The following is a 20,936-nucleotide window of genomic DNA, read 5'->3' as shown; positions in this document are numbered from 1 at the left end:
ATTGGAACATTCTTCTATCCCCCTGTTATTTAATGGGCAGATGATCTTTATATTTCTTCATTTTCCTGACGACGGAAGGCTGGCTGATACCTAAGAATTTAGCCATTTCATATGTGGACTTGCATTGTTTACTCGCTTTCATCATCATCCATTTTTCGACTTGTTCGAGGGCGGTATTGAGATCACTATCATCAACCATCATATTGTCGATCATTAGGGTATCATCTATTTTCTCCAAAGATTCTTGTCCATGAAAATGGGAGGGGAGAAAGCCTGGGAAAATGATGGAGTCTTCCGAGGTCAAAATGAGCCGTTCAATCAGGTTTTCCAATTCACGCACGTTTCCTGACCATTTATGCTGAATCAGTATTTCGTAAGTGGAAGGGTGCAATTTCTTATCCGACTTGTATTTCTTATTGATGATTTCGAGATTATGATTGATTAAGATGGCAATGTCTTCTTTTCTTTCGCGTAACGGCGGTATTTGGATGGGAATCACATTTAAGCGATAATACAAATCGAGCCTGAATGTTCCCTTCTCCACCATATCCTCAAGGTTTTGATTGGTTGCCGTCACAAGCCGGAAATCAATCTTATGCTCTTTTTTCCCTCCCACTCTTTTAAAGGTCTTCTCTTGCAGGACATTTAATAACTTCACTTGCATATCGAGGGGAAGCTCCCCGATTTCATCCAGAAATAAGGTTCCGTTATCTGCTTGTTCGATCAGCCCTTGCTTCCCCTGCTTCTGCGCTCCGGTGAAGGATCCCGCTTCATATCCAAACATTTCCGATTCAAAGAGACTTTCTGGGATGGTACTGCAGTTGACTTCGATGAATGGCTCTTTGCTGCGGTAACTCTGGTTGTGCAGCCGGCGGGCGAATACGCTCTTTCCCACACCGGATTCCCCAAGAAGCATGACTGTCGCATCCGTTTTGGAAACACGGTGTATCGTTTTGGCGATTTGCCGCATTTCCTTGCTGCGATAGATCAACTCCTCCTGTTCCCTAAGTTCCTCGACCTCCGATTGGTATTCTTGAATCTTTTTCTCCAATTGACCGTACTGATCCTGGAGGTTCCTGATTTCAGTTTGATCTTGGGCATAGCTGACGACTCGAATCAATTCACCATCATCATCAAAGATGGGATAGGCAGTCGACATGACGATTTTTCCCGTCTTCGTTTGCTGCATGATCTGGATAGGCGTTTTCTCTTTCAATACCATGGCGGAAATCGAAGGTGAAAGGATTCCTTCCGTTTCGAGCTGGTAAACGGATTTTCCAAGGTAATGTTCCGGTTCGATTCCATATATCCACCAATGGTTAGGATTCGTGAATAAAATGAATCCTTTTTCATCGGTCACGGTAATATTATTATTGGATGTGTTGATAATGCATTCCAAAACTCTTTTGACGTTGTTATCACTCATCATTTTCCCCCTTATCCACTGTGCCGGTGATTCAAATATAAATCAAAAACAGAAGCGAAATCAAGAATTTTCAGATATTTCGATTTGGAATTGAATCATTTTTTATAAGAATCATGCCTGGGATAGTCTCACTCATTTCATTCATCAAAGCTAAAACTAGAGTAATAGAGACGCCACCCACATTAAAGTAGATGGATACTTATACGGTTAACCTACTTATGTTTGGGTATAAATAAAGTAGAGAGTAATCGATTGAAGGAGTGATTGACTTGGCTGAAAACACAACCTTGGGACAATATTTATACGACTGCTTAAAAGCAGAAGGCATTACAGAGATTTTTGGTGTGCCCGGAGACTATAATTTCTCATTGCTAGATACTTTGGAAGATTACGATGGGATTGAGTTTATTAATGGACGAAATGAACTTAATGCTGGATACGCAGCGGACGCATATGCCCGGGTGAAGGGCATGTCGGCACTGATAACCACCTTTGGTGTCGGTGAAATGAGCGCATGTAATGCAATCGCTGGAGCGTACAGTGAAAATGTGCCGCTCATCCATATTGTCGGCTCGCCAAAGACCATGATGCAACAGGAAAAGGAGCTTGCCCACCATACCTTAATGGATGGAGATTTTGATGTTTTCCGTAAGGTTTATGAGCATATTACCGGTTATACAGCAATACTTACACCAGAAAACGCAGCTAGGGAGATACCGGCTGCAATCCAAATCGCGAAAGAAAAGAAAAAGCCCGTTTATTTGGTGGTGGCTATCGATCTCGTTGAAAAACCATTGCTTTCTCACGGTAAGACATCAGAAAACATGACCAAAACGAATGTCGATGCTTTGCAGTCTGCAGTGAAGCATATAAAAGGCATGTTAGAACATGTAAATAAAGCCGTTCTGCTTGTCGACGTGAAAACACTTCGTTATAACTTGCAGAAACCCGTACTGCAGCTCGCTGAGAGGTTAAATGTTCCAGTTGCTTCATTGATGCAGGGGAAAAGCGGGTTTGATGAGAGTCATCCCCAGTATATTGGTGTATACGGCGGAGCTTTCGGAAGTAAGGATGTAACTGAGACTGTTGAAGAAGCGGATTTGATCATAGCCGTTGGTGCTGTTTGGTCAGACGTCAATACTTCCAAAGGTACAGCAAAGCTTAACCCGTTGAAAATGGTGGAAATACAGCCTGACACATTAAAAGTGGGGGAAGCCAGTTATATGAATGTCAAGGCGGAGGAAATACTAAATGCGCTCCAGGACATTGGCTACCGTCAGAACGAATCTGTCGGAAACATCTCGTTTCCGTATGACACAATGGTGGAAGACCCGTCAGCACCACTGAAAGCGACTTCCTATTATCCTCGAATTCAGCAAATGTTGAAGGAGAATGATATTGTGGTCACGGAAACAGGAACATTCTCTTATGGCATGTCACAGGTCAGATTGCCGAAAGGGGCGACCTACATAGCCCAGGGAGGCTGGCAAAGCATTGGTTATGCGACGCCCGCAGCTTTCGGTGCTTGTATAGCGGATAGAAACCGGCGTGTTCTTTTGTTTACCGGGGACGGATCGATACAGCTGACAGCACAGGAAATAAGCTCGATGCTGGAGAACGGCTGTAAGCCCATCGTGTTTATCCTCAACAATAGCGGCTATACGATAGAAAAATTCTTAAACGTAAAAGTCGATATAGAAAAACAGAAATACAACGAGATACCAGAGTGGAATTATACAAAACTGGCTGAAGCATTTGGTCAAGAGGCATTCACAGCAAGAGTCGAGACGAATGGTGAACTGGATGAAGCCATTACAAATGCCCAAGATATGAACGCCGATAAACTTTGCCTTATAGAACTGGTCGTGAAAGATCAAATGGATGCACCGGATTATTTGAAAAAAATACGGCAGTACCTTGAAGAGCAAGAGAAACTAAAGTAATTCCATGTTCGAAATGCACTCACCCCTGATTAAACACTAGAATATACTTTAATGTTTTGTTTAGAAACCTCACTAGATTGAAGAATTATGAAATACTCCTGCCGAATAACTGGCTAGCCGAGACATCACAGGCGCTTGCTTTGAGGTGGCTTGGCAGAAAGCCGGCGGAAAGGGAGCGGATTTCTGGAATCGACTGAAATGTTTTTGAAAGAAAAAAGCTCAGGCAAACTTACTCTTCCTATTAGTATACTTTCTGAAAAGGTCTTCTGTGATGAAGGCCTTTTTTTTGTTGGAAATTATATCTGGACGGCCCGATCAAGGACAAGAATGCAAGTTGAAAAAGTAAACAGGATATATCCAGAACGACAATACCAATATTGGTAACTGTCATTTCAAAATTGAAACCAAGAATTTAAAAACTAAGAGTATTATGAAAATATCATGAAGTAATAGGAAAAATATTTTTCCTTAGCAGAGAAAACCATTCTTTCCCGGCTAGCAATCTGTAGAGAAGGAGATCCAAAAAATGCGTAAAAATGTATCATTAGCGCGGTTAATAGAGTCGAATAAAGAAAATCTCAACAATAATCAGATGTTCATAGATCTTATAGAAGAAAAAGTCCATAGAAAGCAAGTTGAAATGCAGGAAAGACATCTAACAAAACAGGCAGGTGAGGGAAATGTTATTAAGAAAGGCTTGGTTATTGCAACAAATGATAACCTATGATAGAAAAAAGAAGGATGAAATAGGCCAACGAATGGAATTATCAAGCTTTGAAGGAGTCCATATCAGTAATCAACTGAATTATGCGATTGTGGAAATGCAAAGGTTAATACGCGAGTGAGGATGGAAGCTGCTTCTGTAGCATACATCAAAATTATATTTTTATTGCTCTTTGACATATCAAATCACCTCTGCCATATCACACGACAATACGAGTAAGTGTGGTGAAAATATTTGCAATCAATTAGTGCTTTTATTCCTTTAACTATGATAATTGTTGTAGCAATTTTTATAGGGATCATAATAAGTTTGCTAAAAAAATAGAAAATAGTTAGAGACTTAGGTTCTAAAAAGAGAATTAGTCTATAAGGAAAAACAGCATATCAACTTGATGTGCTGTTTTTCCTTATATTAGGGAATAATAACAAATAACATAATTATCTGGATTTTACTAGTCTGACAAGTTTTTAATTCCAGTACATTAATAAATGATACAGACAAATAAAAAAGCCATTCCCATATTAAAAGGTTGCACCTTTAACGGAAATGACTTTCACCCTGTTTCACAACTTTAAACAGACGGGAACAGGTAAAATAACAAATGGGGTGGAGTATTCAAAAGCAGGCCTTTTGCTTTTGTTTTTTGGAAAGAAAGAACAGTCATACTAATGAATATATGACCGATTTTTATCCAAAGGAAGGGGAGAAGGGGTATAAGCCCTACCACCAGTTGGCGGCTATTTTACATTATGATACGCAAAAAAGCGTGTATGATATTTTATCAAGCCACGCTTTTTTGCTCTTTATCGTTTACTGTCATCATCATTTAGTTAAGAACTCGGACCGCCTTCACAAAGCTAGGTCCCCAGTAGGAATTGTTAATGTTAGCGTAGGAAACACCTTTAGATGTCGAAGCATTCAGCATTTGGCCGTTACCGGCATAAATTCCTACATGATTGATTACTCCATCATTATTGGTATCGAAAAATACTAAATCCCCTTTTTGCAGGGCTTTCGAGGATACAGCTGTACCAACGTGTGATTGGGCCACTGAATTTCGAGGCAAGGAAATACCTGCACTTTGGAATGCCCTTAATGTGAAAGAAGAGCAATCAAATACGTCAGTGCGTGAAGTGCTCGCACCGTAAACATACTTGGCTCCCATGTATTTGGCGCCAGCTGCCAAAACTTGATCTACTTTGGTGGATTTGGACGGTTTATTACTTGCAGATGCAGATGCAGATGCCGAGGCCTTCCCTGAAACACGGATGGTTTGGCCGATACGAATACGATCTGAATTAGAAATATTAGGGTTTATTTTAAGTAAGGCACTAAGGGAAAGGTTATATCTTTTAGCGATTGTTGATAAGGAATCCCCTAATTTAACGACATAAACGTCTGTTGTATTTTTACTTTTATCCGGATTGCTGGTAATGGCATTAACCTTCAAGACCTGGCCGGGAAAAATGAGAGTGCTAGTCAAATGGTTTATAGACTTTAATTGTTGGACAGTCATATTATTGACTCTGGCAATTTTGCCCAGTGTATCGCCGGATTTGACTTTATATGTAGCATTTGAACTGTTTTTAGCCGTAGAGCTGGATCCAGAGGCTTGTCCGGAAACCCGGATGGTTTGGCCAATATATATCCGGTCCGAATTAGAAATATTAGGGTTTAATTTAAGCAGGGCACTAACGGATACATTATATTTATTGGCAATTTTAGATAAAGAATCCCCAAGTTTAACCACATATTTTTCGGTTTTATCTTTACTTTTATCTGTACGGTTGTTAAGAGTATTAAATTTCAAGACTTGGCCGGGAAAAATAAGGTTACTAGTCAAATGGTTTTGAGATTTTAAGTGCTGGACAGTTGTATTATTGGCTTTAGAGATTTTATCTAGGGTGTCCCCTGATTTAACTTGATAAGAACCAGCATAAGCAGAAGTGCCGGCGATTAGGGTACCTATAATGGTCCCCGCAAGAATGAAAGAGTTTTTAGAATTGTTCATTTAGGAAAGTTCCTCCTGATGTGGTAAAAAAATATCTAGCATTTATATTATAAAGGTATGGAATATAAAAAACATGGCCCATATCAATAAAATTCAACTTTTTCATCATTTTTCGGGTTATTCTGTTACAGGAAAATGGGAGTCTGGTACATTGGGTGGGTTCATTGGAGTATAAGGGGACCAAATCTTGGAATTTTGCATAAATGGATAGCTAGTAAACTCAAAAGAGCATTTCGTATAATGGAAGTTTGAGTTACGGTAATTAAAAGAAAGGTAAGAATAATAAATCCTTACCTTTCCGTGATTAATTTTTTAATTTTGTACGTAGGGGGCATCAGGCTCACGATTTTACTATGTGATGAAACTTTGAGTAGGGGAATGGTTTTCTTGAATGGCTAATTAAATATGGATTTCATACTAACATTTAGATATTATTACCGGGGTAATTGGCTGGAAACCTAAAGCTTTCATTCACTACTTTTTGATATATCGGAATGCTTACGGACATAGTTAAATCCCCTCAAAGTTGTGTAACATCCACAGAGTTTATACAGTTCACTTAGAGGGGGTAACATCACGGAGACTATTTTGGTCCCCTGTTTTTAATTAAGTTCTTACGGGATATATATGGATTGTCGGTAACCCAGAATCGCCAAGGGTAATCTTTTGCTTCCCCGGAGTTGTCGATTCCGACGCGGGGACCGCTGGATATGTGGCCAGGCTTTTTTCCTGCAGCCAGATAAAGCGGGGGGGCCGTAAAAGATCGACCATAATCATCCATGGTGATGCCTAGTGCCTTTGTTAGCTTCCCTGGTCCATCGGTCCATTTACGAATATCGGCAATTCCGCGTCTTTCCTGCATTAACTCGAGACCTGAATACGGTTCAATCGCGCGAATTAAAATGGCTTCCGGATTTTCAGGTCCGCCGCTTACGACATTAACCAGTGTATGTGTGTGCATGACGTATGTATAGATCAAACCGGAATTTCCGAACATCACTTCCGTCCGTTTTGTCCGTCTATTTCCAAAACTATGTGCGGCCCTGTCCCCAGGTCCAATATAGGCCTCTGTTTCAACAATGAATCCAGAAGCGGTTCCATCCGCTGTTTCTTTTACGATCAGGCAGCCAAGAAGGGATTTTGCCAGTTCAAGCGTGGGCTGCTGATAAAAATCTGCAGGCAAAATTGAATCGTTTATCTTGTTCATAGTATCACCCCATTTAGTCTCATATAGGTAAAATTCCCTTATCAATGAAAAAGAAACATAGGATTGAAGGGATGAAAAAGGCCGGCTGATTATATCAGCCGGTCCCAAGCATATTTTAGCCTAATTCTTTTTCCGTTTCTTGATCTCTTTTGATTCGGCCCGAACCCACGGAAAGTGCCACTAATATCCCTGCGGAAACAAAAAAGATACCGGTGATGAAAACACTGGAGAATGCATCGATCCAAGCATTTTCTATCGTTTTTACAAGGACATTGCTGACTTCTGCGGGCATTTTAAGGTTTTCAGGATAAAGCATGATGTTGAATAACGTATCCGTTTTATCGGCTAATGCTTTCAGTGCTTCATGCAATATAGGGTCCTTTTGACTTACGACCGCATCATCCATATTTTGCTGGAGATTGTGATTCATGACAGCATTCAAAATCGTGATGCCCATCGTTCCACCTATTGATCGGAAGAAAGTTGAAGCCGCTGTAACCGACCCGAGCTGCGATTTTGGAAATTCGTTTTGAACGGCAATCATCAATGTCGGCATGACAAGCCCCATACCTATCCCAAGGATGGCCATGAATGAGTACGCAGTGAATATAGTCGTACTGCCGTCCATCGTACTCATTAGGAAAAAGCCAAGTGTCGCAAAGGCCATTCCAAAGGTAAGCACGGTACGAAAACGGAATTTCAAAAGTAACCGCCCGCCAATGATGCTGGAAAGAATCATACCGATCATCATTGGAGTCATGGTCGATCCCGCTTTTGTTGGTGAAACTCCCAAAACGCCTTGCATGAACAGCGGGACGAACATGATTGCCCCAAACATGCCAAGGCCAAGCAGAAATCCTAAAATATTCGTGGTGGAAAAAACTCTATTTTTAAAGAGGGATAAATCAAGGATCGGTTCGACCGCTCTTCTTTCAAAAATGATGAATAGGACAATGAAGACAATGGTGCTGCCGAAAATCAAGATAGATTCCAGTGATAACCATTCGAATTTATCACCACCGAAGGTCAAGCCAAGCAATAACAGGACAATACCAGGAATCAAGGTGAAGATCCCTAGATAATCGATATTCACTTTCTCGGTTTTCCTTATCGCTTCATGTTTCAATCCTACATAAATCAAAATGGCCGATAGTAAGCCCGTCGGTACATTGATCAAAAAGATCCAATGCCAGCTGATATGGTCAACGATCAGGCCGCCCAGAAAAGGACCGATGACAGAACTTAATCCAAAAAGGGCTCCGAATACACCCTGCCATTTGGCTCTTTGTTCCGCAGAGAATATATCGCCGATGATTGTTTGGGATAAAGGCATGATCATTCCGCCGCCGATTCCCTGCAGACCTCTGTAGATGATCAATTGCTCCATCGAAGTGGCTGTGGCACATAAAAACGAACCGATCGTAAATATGATTGTGCCAAGCAGATAAAGGGAACGCCTGCCATATAAATCAGATAGCTTTCCAACAATGGGTACAACAGTCGTTGAGGCTATTAAATAGGCAGTCGTTACCCATGCAAAGATGGTGAAACCATTCAATTCCCCGATAATTGTCGGCATGGCCGTACCGACAATCGTCTGTTCCAATGAACTGAAAAACATTCCTATGATCAATCCTGTTAAGACAAGCCTGGTATTGACCGCTTTTTTTTCCATTTGCATAGCATTTCTCCATTTCTATAACTGTATTTCTTATTCGTTTGTGACTAATAGGTCAAAATTATAAATCTCTAATGACCAATTAGTCAACGTTTTTTTTTTGCAAAAGAATTCAATTACATGACTATATTGCGTAAGGTGGATATAAAGATTCATCCATATCACTATAAGTAATTCGATCAGAAACCACCAAATCCTTCCTGATTAATATCTCCAACGTGTTTCCATTTATCATATTCGATATAATAAGGTGGAACATAGATGAACTTATGATTGGAAGTGTAAGATATGAATAAAAAAATCGGGTTTATTGGATGCGGCAAAATGGGTGAGGCAATGCTTGAGGGCATGCTGCTTGCAGAGGTCATTTCACCTGAAGGAATCATGGTCAGTACTGCGAGTGCGGAGACCAAAACTAAAATCACCACGAAATATAACGTTAGAGGTACTTTGGATAATAAAGAGGTTGCCGGTTTTGCCGATTTTCTCTTTCTGGGGATCCAACCTGCCATGCATAAGCAAGTACTTGAAGAAGTGAAGAATCATGTTAAAGAAGACGCCGTTATCATTACTATGGCAGCAGGGATCACTGTATCTCTAGTTGAGAAAAGCTTCGAAAAAAGAGTGAAGGTTGTCCGGACGATGCCAAACACTCCTTCGCTTGTCGGTGAAGGCATGACTGCCATGTGCATCAATGATGAAATTACCGATGCTGATATAGAGGGTGTGACTGCACTGCTGAATAGTTTCGGTAAAACGGAAATCCTGCATGAAGATTTGATGGACGCAGTTCCGGCCATCAGCGGTTCGTCGCCTGCTTATGTTTATATGTTCATCGAGGCGCTGGCTGATGGAGGGGTCCGTGATGGCATTCCACGAAAACAAGCATACCGAATGGCAGCACAAGCTGTAATGGGAGCTGCTAAAATGGTACTGGAAACGGAAAGGCATCCTGCTGCTTTAAAGGATGATGTCTGCACGCCGGGCGGATCAACGATATCTGCGGTGGCGTCTTTAGAAGAGAATCAGCTAAGATCCAGCATTCTGCAAGCAATGAAGGCCTGCACGGATAAAACGAAAGGTTTCAGTAAATGAAGAAAGATGGATTGCCTATTAGCGGGCAATCTCATTCGTGAAATATTTTCAGAATGTTTGGAGAAAAGAGGGGGCTGCAATAATGAAAGGTTATATAGAAGAATTAAGGAAGATACTTTCGGAAGAACAAGTAACTGTGAATGAAACTTTATTGGAACAGCACAGCCATGATGAATCATATCACACCCCGCATTTACCGGATATGGTCATATATCCAAGGAATACTGCAGAAGTAAGCAAAGTCATGCGTTATGCGAATGAGCATGAAATACCAGTCATTCCTTTTGGGTTAGGATCAAGTTTGGAGGGGCATGTCGTTCCAGTCAAAGGGGGTATTTCCCTGGATTTGTCCTTGATGAATCAAATATTGGAAATCAGGGAAAATGATTTCCTTGTTAAGGTCCAACCGGGTGTGACAAGGACGCAACTTAATAAAGAAATAAAAAAATACGGTTTGTTCTTTTCCGTCGATCCTGGCGCCGATGCTACATTGGGTGGGATGGCAGCTACGAATGCAAGTGGGACGACCTCGGTTAAATATGGGATAATGCGCGATCAAGTCAGGGATTTGGAAGTGGTTTTAGCAAACGGTGAAGTGATTCATTCCGGAAGCTTAGCGACAAAATCATCTTCAGGCATTCATTTGAATGGCTTGTTTGTCGGCTCTGAAGGTACGCTGGGTGTATTTACTGAACTGACATTGAAGGTATATGGCATCCCTGAAGTCACAATGGCCGGAAGAGCCTCATTTCCAACCGTCGAACAGGCAGTATCTGCGGTTAATGGGATCATGCTTGCTGGAATCCCGATTGCACGAATTGAATTGGTGGATGCAGAGTCCATAAAAAAAGTTAATCAATTCATGGACAAATTCTATGATGTCCAACCAACTCTATTCCTCGAGTTTCATGGGAATTTTGCCGGACTGGAACAGGACGTCAAATTTGCCAAGGAAATCGTAAGTGATTTTGGCTGTGGAGATATCCAGTTTGAAACCGATTCAAAAGCACGGAACGCCTTATGGGAAGCGCGCCATAATCTCGCGTACGCTTTCATTCATAGTGCACCCGGAAAAAAGCTGATGGTGACCGACGTAAGTGTGCCCCTACATGAATTATCGAATGCCATACTGGATACAAGGAAGAAAGTCGAACAATCCAAAGTGGAGGGTGCGATTGTAGGACATGTAGGTGACGGGAATTATCACGTATTGTTCATGATTGATTTGAAAAATCCTGAAGAAGTTAAAGAAGCGAAGAGGTTAAATGAAGAAATCGTCGAATATGCTTTAACAAAAGGCGGTACATGTACGGGTGAACATGGGGTAGGACTTGGAAAATCGAAGTATCAGCGAAGGGAGCATGGAGCTGCTTATGAAGTGATGAAAACGATCAAACAGGCTTTGGATCCGAAAGGAATAATGAATCCTGGAAAGATTTTCATAGATTAAGAGGAATATTCTATTTTGTATGATTAGTAAGAACATCAACCGGGGAAAGGGCAGACTTGATCAAGAAGTGGCATATCTTATATCTCCGGAAAAATCGCCCGTCCGAGCAGATAATCCAACCCATATGAGGATAATTCGACCCTTGTGCGGAATATCCCGGCCTGATCCAGATATCATACGAAGAAGCTCAGCTTCATCGAGGCCCTCGTCCAAAAAAAATAAGACTCCAGACAAGATTCTGGAGTTTTATTTATATTAAGCGTTAATGTTATTCGGGTTTAAGGCGTTTTCAACACTTACGTAATTGTAGCCAAGGTCTGTGGCAACTGCTTCGAACGTGATTTCACCGTTCGCCACATTGACGCCTTTTGCAAGAGCATCATTTTCAAGGATCGCTTTGATGGCACCTTTATTTGCAATTTGAAGAGCAAATGGTACTGTTACGTTAGTTAAAGCTACTGTAGAAGTTTGAGGCACTGCTCCTGGCATATTCGCCACTGCATAATGAACTACTCCATGTTTAACATAAGTAGGGTTATCATGTGTTGTTATGTGGTCGACCGTTTCAAAGATACCGCCTTGGTCGATTGCAACATCGACAATGACTGAACCTGCAGACATCGTTTTAACCATTTCTTCAGTAACGAGCTTAGGAGCTTTAGCACCTGGAATCAATACAGCACCGATTACTAAATCGGCATCTTTGACTGCTTCTGCAATGTTATAAGGGTTGGAGATGAGTGTAGTCAGTTCATTTCCGAAAATATCATCAAGCTGACGCAGGCGGTCAGGGCTTAAGTCAAGAATGGTAACATCTGCGCCTAAACCAATAGCGATTTTAGCAGCATTCGTTCCAACCATTCCTCCGCCGATTACAGCGACTTTACCGCGTTTAACTCCAGGAACTCCGCTTAAGAGTATTCCTTTACCGCCGTTATTTTTTTCAAGGAACTGAGCACCGATTTGTGCAGCCATGCGTCCTGCAACTTCACTCATTGGTGTCAATAATGGAAGTGTGCGGTTTACTGCAACCGTTTCATAAGCAATGGCCAAGACACCGCTTTCTTTTAGTGCCTGAGCTAGTGCCGGTTCTGCCGCAAGATGTAAATATGTGAAAAGGATTAAATCTTTTCTGAAATATTTATATTCAGATGAGATAGGTTCTTTTACTTTCATGATCATTTCTGTACTTGCCCAAACGCTAGCAGCGTCCTCGACTATAACAGCACCAGCTTCTTGATATGCTTCATTTGTGAAACTGCTTCCTAGACCTGCGTTCATTTCGATTAATACTTCATGTCCTGCATTGACTAATGCCACGACCCCAGCTGGAGTGATAGCTACACGATTTTCATTGTTTTTAATCTCTTTTGGAATTCCTATTCTCATCTTAATCCCTCCAATAATATGTTTTACTGTTTGTATCACAAGTATAGTTGGAAAAAGAAACAGTTAGTATGTGGAAATCAGAAAAATGAAAAAGGTGTATTTGTGGAATTCCACAAACGCAGTTTCAAAAAACATGGACTTGCCAGGATCAAGACCTTTTTAAAATGAAATCAATTCTTTGCAATAGGTTCTTGAATGCGCTCTAAAATCCTTCTTTTCTTGTAAAGCATGATTCCCGTATCGGCGATATCGGCAATCATCGAACGATTTGTAATGGCGCCAAATATTATTCCGGCAACGGGAACCATTTGCAAAAGCTTTTTCCAGCCAAACTGATCGCGGTATGTATAAACGACTTCTCGCCATCCTTGGAGTTCGGATGCTATTTCCCTTTTTGATTGGGAATCAGTCTGGTTCATTTTCGACAATTCATTTAATAGAGCCTTTTTGCCGACAACATCCGATGTTGTAAATTGCAGACATTTGACGATGAAAATACGTTCTTGGCGGTCTCTAGGATTGAAGCCATATGTGATGGCAATATCCTGAAGGGTTTTGATGGACATCCCGAGAAGAAGCGGGATGTCGATGGCCAAGGTGAAGATTCCGCCAATCCCGGTAGTGGCACCTTGAACCGTTGCCAATTTGCTGCCTGAAGTTTTAATATCCTGACTCACGCTATCCATGATATGGAGGGGGATGCTTGAAACATCTTCCAGGCCATTAATATTCAACTCGGGAACCTCAGCTTGCAGCTGACTTAGAATATGGGCTTCTTTCGTTAAATATTTTCCGCCATTCTGAATGTAGCTGCCGATTTCATCAAGCATGACACCCAATTTTTTCTGAATGAAATCCGGTGTCAACTTGTCCAATAGCTTGAAGGGGATGCGCCCAATCCGTTCCCAAAACCATAGTCCTTTCTGATCTTTCTCCCATTTTTCAATGATTGTTAATTCTTTTTCAAGTTCTTCTTTTGTTTCTAATTTCATATGATCAACCTTTCCACACTTCTTTTAGTATTCCATATCTGGAAATATATCATTAATTTTTTTTGAAAAATTCATCATATTGATTAAGTTTAATGTTAAGAAAGAGGGACATTTTTTGAATTGGGTCTTTTAATCGAATGTTTCCCACTTCAGAGATTCTTTTTAATCGGTAATTCAATGTATTTACATGGATATGAAGATTTTTTGAAGCTTCATTTGGGTTGCAGTCCTTCTCTAGATAGACGGTGAGTGTTTGCAGCAATTCCGTCTGGTTCTTCATATCGTATGCTTTAAGTTTAAGGATGGAAGGATGAACACGACGCTGTTTGTTGCTTGCGAGTGATCCAATCATTTGAAACATGCCAAGTTCTTCATAATGTAAAATGAGTGCCATGTCATCAGGGAATATATTCTTCATTTTTAGGGTGTATAGAGCTTCTTCGTAACTTGATTTAACATCCATTAAGTTCTTATACATATTGCCAGCCGTTCCAAGGATATGCTCAACACCGAAACGCCGTTTCATCTCCAGAATGAAAAAAGGAATGAACTCATAAATCGATGAAGTGAAAGAAGGGCTGTTTTCCTGGTTGGCTCCCGCGAAAAGAATGAGCTTGTTATGGTCAATGGCAAATAAGGAACTGTTCATCTTTTGAGTGGTCGTTAACATATATGAAATGTAGCGCTCCACTTCGCGATTGATCTCTTTAGGAAATTCGAATACCAATATGGAAAAAACCACTGGAACATGGATTGAGAATTTCTTGTAATTTTCAATTATTTCCGGTTCTTCTTGGTAGTGCCCGGTCAACATGCGCCAAAGGAACTCTTGATGACCTGCTTCTTTCCTTTTCTTTTTCAATTGCAATTGCTGTAACTGGTTCTTTGCCTCCTTGGCAGCGAATTGCAGAAATTTCATATCTTCTTCTGTGAAAGGTTCATTTACTTCCAAGGCCCAAATGAATCCAAGTACTTCATTATTTTTCCGGATGGAAACCGCAACCCTGTTACCGAGACCGACATCATTGATGGCCCCGATTTTAATGGGGGCATCTTCCTTTAATAACGCAGGGATGAAGCCATCTTTCCATAAACTGTTGATGACCTTTTCAGGGACACGTCTTCCGATTATGGTCATGATACGGGCCTGATCCGTAGTATCATCGTGAGTGCTATAAGCAAGTAAGCGGTGGTTACCGTCCTCGATTGTAATGGGGCAACCTAAAACAGAACTGATTCTATCGGCAAACTCCATCATATCTCCATAAAGGTCTTTAAAAATATCTCTATTTTTTTCGAATTCCTTCATTCTTATTTTGCCCCTCGCTAAAAAAATTCCTTCTCCTTGAATTTTAAACGATTTCCTATTGATAAGCATAGATAAATCCTTTGTAAAACAGAAAATCCCTACCGATGGAAACCGGAAGGGATTTTATTTTAGAATAAGAAGTTAATTAAAAGATAAATCAAACCAGCTAATGTTGCCGAAATGGGAATGGTAATGAACCAAGTGATGATCATCCTTTTTGCCGTTCCCCATTTTACGCCCTTGACACGATGCGCAGATCCAACACCAAGGATTGAAGACGAAATAACATGGGTTGTACTGACTGGCATGTGTATTACAGTCGCGCCGAAAATGATGAAGGCTCCGGTTAAATCGGCTGCAACACCATTGACCGGGCGGATTTTCATGATTTTGCCGCCAACGGTCTTAATGATTTTCCATCCGCCGACGGAAGTTCCAAGTCCCATTGCGAGCGCACAGGAGAACTGAACCCAGAAGGCGATATCGGTACTTGATGCATAACCATTTGCAATAAGGGCCATCGTGATGATACCCATCGCTTTTTGTGCGTCGTTCGTTCCGTGGGTATACGATTGAAGTGCTGCAGTAGCAATCTGTATAGTCCGGAATCTTTGGTTTGTTTTGGTCAGGTTATTGTTTTTAAATACAACTTTAAAGATGCTGTATACGATAAACCCGATTGCAAAAGCAATTAGCGGGGAGAAGATCAAAGCTTGAAGAATTTTCATGAATCCGCCCCAGTTAATTCCAGCGAATCCTGCTGCAGCAATGGCTGCACCAGCAATCGAACCAATCAATGCATGGGAGGAACTGCTTGGTATTCCGTAATACCACGTTAGAAGGTTCCATATGATAGCGGCAAGTAGAGCAGCCATTATTACATATGAACCATTCGGAAGCGTGAACGGATCCACGATATCCTTCGTTATGGTCTTCGCCACTCCAGTAAATGTCATGGCACCGACGAAATTCATGACGGCTGCCATGATGATGGCATGCCTAGGCTTCAAGGCCTTTGTTGAAACGGCAGTCGCTATTGCATTGGCTGTATCATGAAAACCATTGATGAAGTCAAATGCTAAAGCAAAGAAAACGATTAATATTGTTATAATTAATAAAGTATCCATTTATTGGGGTACTCCTTAGGCGTTTTTCATTATGATTGTTTCAAGTGTATTGGCCACCGCTTGACAGTGATCGGCAATCTCTTCAAGGCTTTCGTAAATTTCTTTATATTGAATGATCCTGATTGGGTCTTTTTCAACTGTAAACAAGTTTTTGATTGATTGACGTTGGATTCCGTCACAAACGGATTCAAGATCTTTAATTTTGATTGCATGTTCACGAATCATTGGTAATTTTTTAGTGGATAGTGTATCGACAGCATTTTCAATCTCATACGTACACTGTTTGATTGCATCCACAAACTTAAGCATATACTCATCTGCATTGACAATTGAGTACATTTCGAATAATGCCGCACAGTGTTCCAAACCGTCTATGACATCATCCATTCTCATGGTTAATTCAAGGATATCCTCCCGTTCGATTGGAGTGATGAAAGCATTGTTCAGCTCTTTGATCACATTATGAACCATTGAATCGCCTTTATGCTCATAGTCTTTCATGGTATCTGAAAATACTTTGAGATCGGAGATGTTCTTGAGTTTATAATCCGCGAAATAGTCAGCACCTTCTTTAAGGTTTTGAGCGATGTTAAAAAGCATTACCGCGAATTTGTCTTTTTTTGATTTAAAAGCCATGTTAAAGCCTCCCAATTAGTCATGCAAATTTACGCACTTTAGTCGTACGCTTAGTATTAACAAATTGATTGTAACGAATTCATGTAGTATCCGGGAAGGTTTTTCGACGAAAATTTACAAAATCTTAATAAAACTTTACATAAAAAAACAAGGAAAATTAAAAAAAGGGAAAAACCCTGCATTTATAAGGGGGATTTGTAAAAAAAAAGCCTTTCCGATATGGAAAGGCAAAAGGTTTTATAAAAATAAAGCAATCAAATAGTAAATGATTCCAGCTAAGGAAGCAGAAATTGGCAATGTAATGAACCAAGTGACCAGCATGTTTTTTGCGGTTCCCCATTTTACCCCTTTGATGCGGTGTGCAGAACCGACCCCAAGTATTGAAGAAGAAATGACATGTGTCGTGCTGACCGGCATATGCAGGAAGGTTGCACTGAAAATGATCGCTGCTCCAGTCATATCGGCAGCAACGCCATTAACCGGGCGGATTTTCATGATTTTACCGCCAACGGTTTTGATGATCTTCCAACCTCCGATCGATGTACCAAGCGCCATGGCTATAGCGCAAGATAATTGTACCCAGAAAGGAACTTCAGAGGTAGAGGCATATCCGTTAGCGATCAAAGCCATCGTGATGATACCCATGGATTTTTGAGCATCATTCGTCCCATGTGTATAAGACTGGATGGCCGCCGTGACAATTTGTATTCTCCTGAATCGTGTATTGGTTTTTCCTAAATTATTATTTTTGAATACTACCTTGAAGATACTGTAAACAATGAATCCAAGCGTAAAGGCAAGGATGGGAGATAGGATCAATGCTTGTACAATTTTAGTGAATCCACTCCATTTAATCGCATCGAATCCACTTGCCACGATGGCCGCTCCAGCTATTGAACCAATGATTGCATGGGAGGAACTGCTTGGAATGCCAAAATACCAAGTGATTAAATTCCATATTATCGCCGAAATTAGTGCAGCAAGGATAACATAAGAACCATTATTCAATGTGAAAGGATCGACGATATCCTTCGTAATGGTATGCGCTACACCGGTAAAGGTCAATGCTCCCAATAAATTCATGACCGCAGCCATGATGATTGCATGACGTGGTTTAAGTGCTTTGGTTGATACGGCTGTAGCGATGGCGTTAGCCGTATCATGGAAGCCATTGATAAAGTCAAAGACCAAAGCAAAAATTATTATTAGCGCGGTTAAGATGAGTATGGTATTCATACATGGAGGACTCCCTTGATTTCAAGTATATAAAGTGAATATAGTTTGTGGCCAATGATTGGGCGCAGGACAGTTTGCACTCCTCAATATTTAGAATGGGAGTTTTAGTTTTGATTATTCTTTAAAGATGGCACCTTCTTTTTTACATGGTTTAAAATCGAACTATACTATTGTAACGAATTACATACCTTTAAGGATAGATGTTTCGTCATTTTTTTACAAAATATTTAACTTAGTGAATGATTAAAAAGATAAAATGTTACATTGATATATATAAATGGCCTTTAGGGATGGGCTTTCACTCAAGGGACTATATAAATCCCGATGCTTATGGTTAGAAATAGAAGGTGGAGGGATGTATAATTGGTAAATAAAAGTAAGGGGGAATGATGGAATGATTTCGAATATTGGGGAAACGATCACCTTACATAATGGAGTTAAAATGCCACAGTTGGGTTTCGGTGTATTTAAAGTGAAAAACGGCAATGAAACGGTTGAGTCCGTCAAAAAAGCGATCGAAGTCGGTTATCGGGCGATTGATACAGCGGCCATTTATGAAAATGAAGAAGGTGTAGGCCAAGCGATTCGGGAATGCGGAGTGCCACGTGAAGAATTGTTCATAACCTCCAAAGTGTGGAATACCGAGCAAGGATATGAAACGACGCTCAAGGCATTTGAGGATAGTTTAAATCGCCTTGGATTGGAATACTTGGATTTATACCTGATCCACTGGCCGGGAAAAGATAAATATCTGGAAACCTGGAGGGCATTGGAGAAGCTTTATAAGGATGGAAAGGTGAAATCAATCGGTGTAAGTAATTTCCATGTTCATCATTTGGAAAATTTACTTGCAAACAGTGAAGTGAAGCCGGTCGTCAATCAAATTGAATTGCATCCACTTTTAACTCAAGTCGAAATTCGTGATTACTGTGCAAAACATGAAATAAAGGTAGAATCTTGGAGCCCGCTTGGCAGAGGAAACCTTTTGGAAGAGCCGACAATTAAGCATATAGCAAAGAAGCACGGGAAAAGTTCAGCACAAGTATTGATTAGATGGCACCTGCAACATGATCTAGTTGTAATACCTAAATCGATTACGCCGTCCCGTATCAAGGAAAATGCGCAGGTATTTGATTTTTCATTGAGTTTAAATGAAATGAATCAAATAGATGCCTTGAACAGAAATGAACGTTTCGGCAGCAATCCCGATGAACTTTTGTTCTAAAAAGAATACAGCAAATGAAAGGAGGGTGTCCCGATAATGGGGCACCCTTTTTCTTTTTCCTTTATGAACATAATCAAGACGATTGCTGCTTATACTAACTATGTGACAAAGTTAAGCCTATGGTATACCCGTTTAATATGTCTGATAATCCTGTTTTTGTTGCCAAATATTTTTTAAAAAAATTAGGTTTTAGATTAATTAAACGGGGAAAATAATGAGTACAGCAGCAAACAAAAAGAAAAAAATTCACTAACAAGAGGATTGTCCAATCAGTTACTCAAGGGCTATAGCTAGCTAACTCTACCCAATAACTAAAACATTCACATTCATTAGATATTGTGCGAATCGGCATCATACCATTTGAATGTAAAGGTTAAAAGTACTGAAAAAAAGCATGACAATATGGAAGTGATTTAATTTCTTGGAGTCTGCTGCAGAAAATGAAAAAATAACTAATTTGAAGGAGGAAATATATTATGGGATTTTTATGGTCATTAATTATCGGAGGTATCATTGGTTGGTTAGCAGGTATGATTGTTGGACGTGACGTACCATTTGGAATTATCGGTAACATTATCGCTGGTTTTGTTGGTGCATGGTTAGGTTCATTAATTCTTGGGAACTGGGGACCTTCAGTAGCAGATTTCGCTATAATTCCAGCATTGATTGGTGCAATCGTATTTGTCTTCATCTTAAGCCTTATCTTAAAAGGCATGAGAAAAGCTTCATAAATACAAAAATAAAGCTGGCCCAAGTGGCCAGCTATTTTTTTATGCGCAAAATGAACCGTCTTGACTATCGTATAATCAGTCCGTAGAGGATAAAAATCCGGACCAACATTCAGAAAATCCGAAAGGCGACAATTTCGGATTAATATTACTTATGGAACGGTGTTTCAGACTGTCAATTCGTAAATTAATTGAGTTTACAGTGTTGATTTCCACTCCAGGCACTCGCTTTCCGCGGGCGGTCCGGGAAGCCTCCTCGTCGCCTTGCGCCTGCGGGGTCTCCCCTGGACACGTTTTCCCGCAGGAGTCTCGTACCTTACGCTCCAATCAACTTTGTTTTACCTTTTAGAAAGAGCCCCATTTGTCTACAAACTCGATAATGTTTGATTTTTCCTACAGTATTTAAGTGTTTATAGAATTGAAACGTTGATTTCCACTCCTGGCAACTCGCTTTCCGCGGGCGGTCCGGGAAGCCTCCTCGTCGCCTTGCGCCTGCGGGGTCTCCCCTGGACACGTTTTTCCCGCAGGAGTCTCGTACCTTAGGCTCCAATCAACTTTGTTTTACTTTTTAGAAAGAGCCCCAATTGACTACAAACTCGATAATGTTTGATTTTTCCTACAGTATTAAAGTGTTTATAGAATTGAAATGTTGATTTCCACTCCAGGCACTCGCTTTCCCCAGGAAGCCTCCTCGGCGCTTTGCGCCTGCGGGGTCTCCCCTGGACACGTTTTCCCGCAGGAGTCTCGTACCTTATGCTCC

At 40.7% G+C, this 20,936-nt stretch carries 16 protein-coding genes; 6 read left to right on the top strand and 10 right to left on the bottom strand.

Annotated features, from left to right (window positions below; all coding sequences use genetic code 11):
- Positions 1-25: 25 nt before the first annotated feature.
- Positions 26-1,429 carry a sigma-54 interaction domain-containing protein gene (locus tag ADA55_RS27040; RefSeq protein ID WP_048689811.1) on the bottom strand — a complete coding sequence of 468 codons (1,404 nt, stop codon included), beginning with the start codon at positions 1,427-1,429 and terminating at the stop codon, positions 26-28.
- Between the two features lie 266 nt (positions 1,430-1,695).
- Between ADA55_RS27040 and ADA55_RS27035 the strand changes: the two genes are divergently transcribed.
- Both ADA55_RS27035 and ADA55_RS27025 read left to right on the top strand, forming a co-directional pair.
- Positions 1,696-3,369: an alpha-keto acid decarboxylase family protein gene (locus tag ADA55_RS27035; RefSeq protein ID WP_207117639.1), complete on the top strand. Its 1,674-nt coding sequence runs from the start codon at positions 1,696-1,698 to the stop codon at positions 3,367-3,369.
- 526 nt (positions 3,370-3,895) lie between these two features.
- Complete coding sequence (locus ADA55_RS27025) at positions 3,896-4,096, top strand: hypothetical protein (protein ID WP_048689802.1); 201 nt, start codon at positions 3,896-3,898, stop codon at positions 4,094-4,096.
- Positions 4,097-4,919: 823 nt separating this feature from the next.
- Here the strand turns inward: ADA55_RS27025 and ADA55_RS27020 are convergent.
- The 3 genes from ADA55_RS27020 to ADA55_RS27010 all read right to left on the bottom strand — a co-directional run bounded on the left by ADA55_RS27020 (position 4,920) and on the right by ADA55_RS27010 (position 8,992).
- Positions 4,920-6,104, bottom strand: a complete 1,185-nt coding sequence (locus tag ADA55_RS27020) for a LysM peptidoglycan-binding domain-containing protein (protein WP_081088518.1) — start codon at positions 6,102-6,104, stop codon at positions 4,920-4,922.
- A 583-nt stretch (positions 6,105-6,687) separates the two neighbouring features.
- Entirely contained in the window at positions 6,688-7,311 is a 624-nt protein-coding gene (locus tag ADA55_RS27015) for a DNA-3-methyladenine glycosylase (RefSeq protein ID WP_048689799.1), read from the bottom strand.
- Between the two features lie 115 nt (positions 7,312-7,426).
- Positions 7,427-8,992 (bottom strand): MDR family MFS transporter, encoded by a 1,566-nt coding sequence (locus ADA55_RS27010; RefSeq protein ID WP_048689796.1) that lies wholly within the window; start codon positions 8,990-8,992, stop codon positions 7,427-7,429.
- A 285-nt stretch (positions 8,993-9,277) separates the two neighbouring features.
- Here ADA55_RS27010 and proC point away from each other — a divergent pair, with 285 nt between their 5' ends.
- Complete coding sequence (gene proC / locus ADA55_RS27005) at positions 9,278-10,084, top strand: pyrroline-5-carboxylate reductase (RefSeq protein WP_048689793.1); 807 nt, start codon at positions 9,278-9,280, stop codon at positions 10,082-10,084.
- Positions 10,085-10,166: 82 nt separating this feature from the next.
- Complete coding sequence (locus ADA55_RS27000; protein ID WP_048689790.1) at positions 10,167-11,534, top strand: FAD-binding oxidoreductase; 1,368 nt, start codon at positions 10,167-10,169, stop codon at positions 11,532-11,534.
- A 255-nt stretch (positions 11,535-11,789) separates the two neighbouring features.
- Here ADA55_RS27000 and ald read toward each other — a convergent pair whose 3' ends face one another.
- The 6 genes from ald to ADA55_RS26965 all read right to left on the bottom strand — a co-directional run bounded on the left by ald (position 11,790) and on the right by ADA55_RS26965 (position 18,223).
- The gene (gene ald / locus ADA55_RS26995) at positions 11,790-12,923 is read right to left on the bottom strand and encodes an alanine dehydrogenase (protein WP_048689787.1); all 1,134 of its coding nucleotides are present in this window, start codon (positions 12,921-12,923) and stop codon (positions 11,790-11,792) included.
- A gap of 170 nt (positions 12,924-13,093) precedes the next feature.
- Positions 13,094-13,915, bottom strand: a complete 822-nt coding sequence (locus ADA55_RS26990; protein WP_048689785.1) for an EcsC family protein — start codon at positions 13,913-13,915, stop codon at positions 13,094-13,096.
- A 52-nt stretch (positions 13,916-13,967) separates the two neighbouring features.
- Positions 13,968-15,224: a PucR family transcriptional regulator gene (locus ADA55_RS26985; protein ID WP_065421244.1), complete on the bottom strand. Its 1,257-nt coding sequence runs from the start codon at positions 15,222-15,224 to the stop codon at positions 13,968-13,970.
- 128 nt (positions 15,225-15,352) lie between these two features.
- A complete protein-coding gene (locus tag ADA55_RS26980) occupies positions 15,353-16,351 on the bottom strand; it encodes an inorganic phosphate transporter (protein ID WP_048689777.1) in 999 nt (332 codons plus the stop codon).
- Positions 16,352-16,366: 15 nt separating this feature from the next.
- Positions 16,367-16,987, bottom strand: coding sequence for a DUF47 domain-containing protein (locus ADA55_RS26975; RefSeq protein ID WP_048689774.1), 621 nt, complete (start codon positions 16,985-16,987; stop codon positions 16,367-16,369).
- Positions 16,988-17,224: 237 nt separating this feature from the next.
- Entirely contained in the window at positions 17,225-18,223 is a 999-nt protein-coding gene (locus ADA55_RS26965; RefSeq protein WP_048689766.1) for an inorganic phosphate transporter, read from the bottom strand.
- 394 nt (positions 18,224-18,617) lie between these two features.
- Here ADA55_RS26965 and ADA55_RS26960 point away from each other — a divergent pair, with 394 nt between their 5' ends.
- Both ADA55_RS26960 and ADA55_RS26955 read left to right on the top strand, forming a co-directional pair.
- A complete protein-coding gene (locus ADA55_RS26960) occupies positions 18,618-19,448 on the top strand; it encodes an aldo/keto reductase (protein WP_048689763.1) in 831 nt (276 codons plus the stop codon).
- Positions 19,449-19,924: 476 nt separating this feature from the next.
- Complete coding sequence (locus ADA55_RS26955) at positions 19,925-20,179, top strand: GlsB/YeaQ/YmgE family stress response membrane protein (protein ID WP_170946860.1); 255 nt, start codon at positions 19,925-19,927, stop codon at positions 20,177-20,179.
- The last annotated feature ends 757 nt before the right edge of the window (positions 20,180-20,936 follow it).

The sequence above is a fragment of the Bacillus sp. 220_BSPC genome, assembly GCF_001054655.1.
GTDB classification, from domain to species: domain Bacteria; phylum Bacillota; class Bacilli; order Bacillales; family DSM-1321; genus Peribacillus; species Peribacillus frigoritolerans.
The sequence above is the reverse complement of the archived record's forward strand: the minus strand, read 5'-3'. Positions and strand labels throughout refer to the sequence as shown.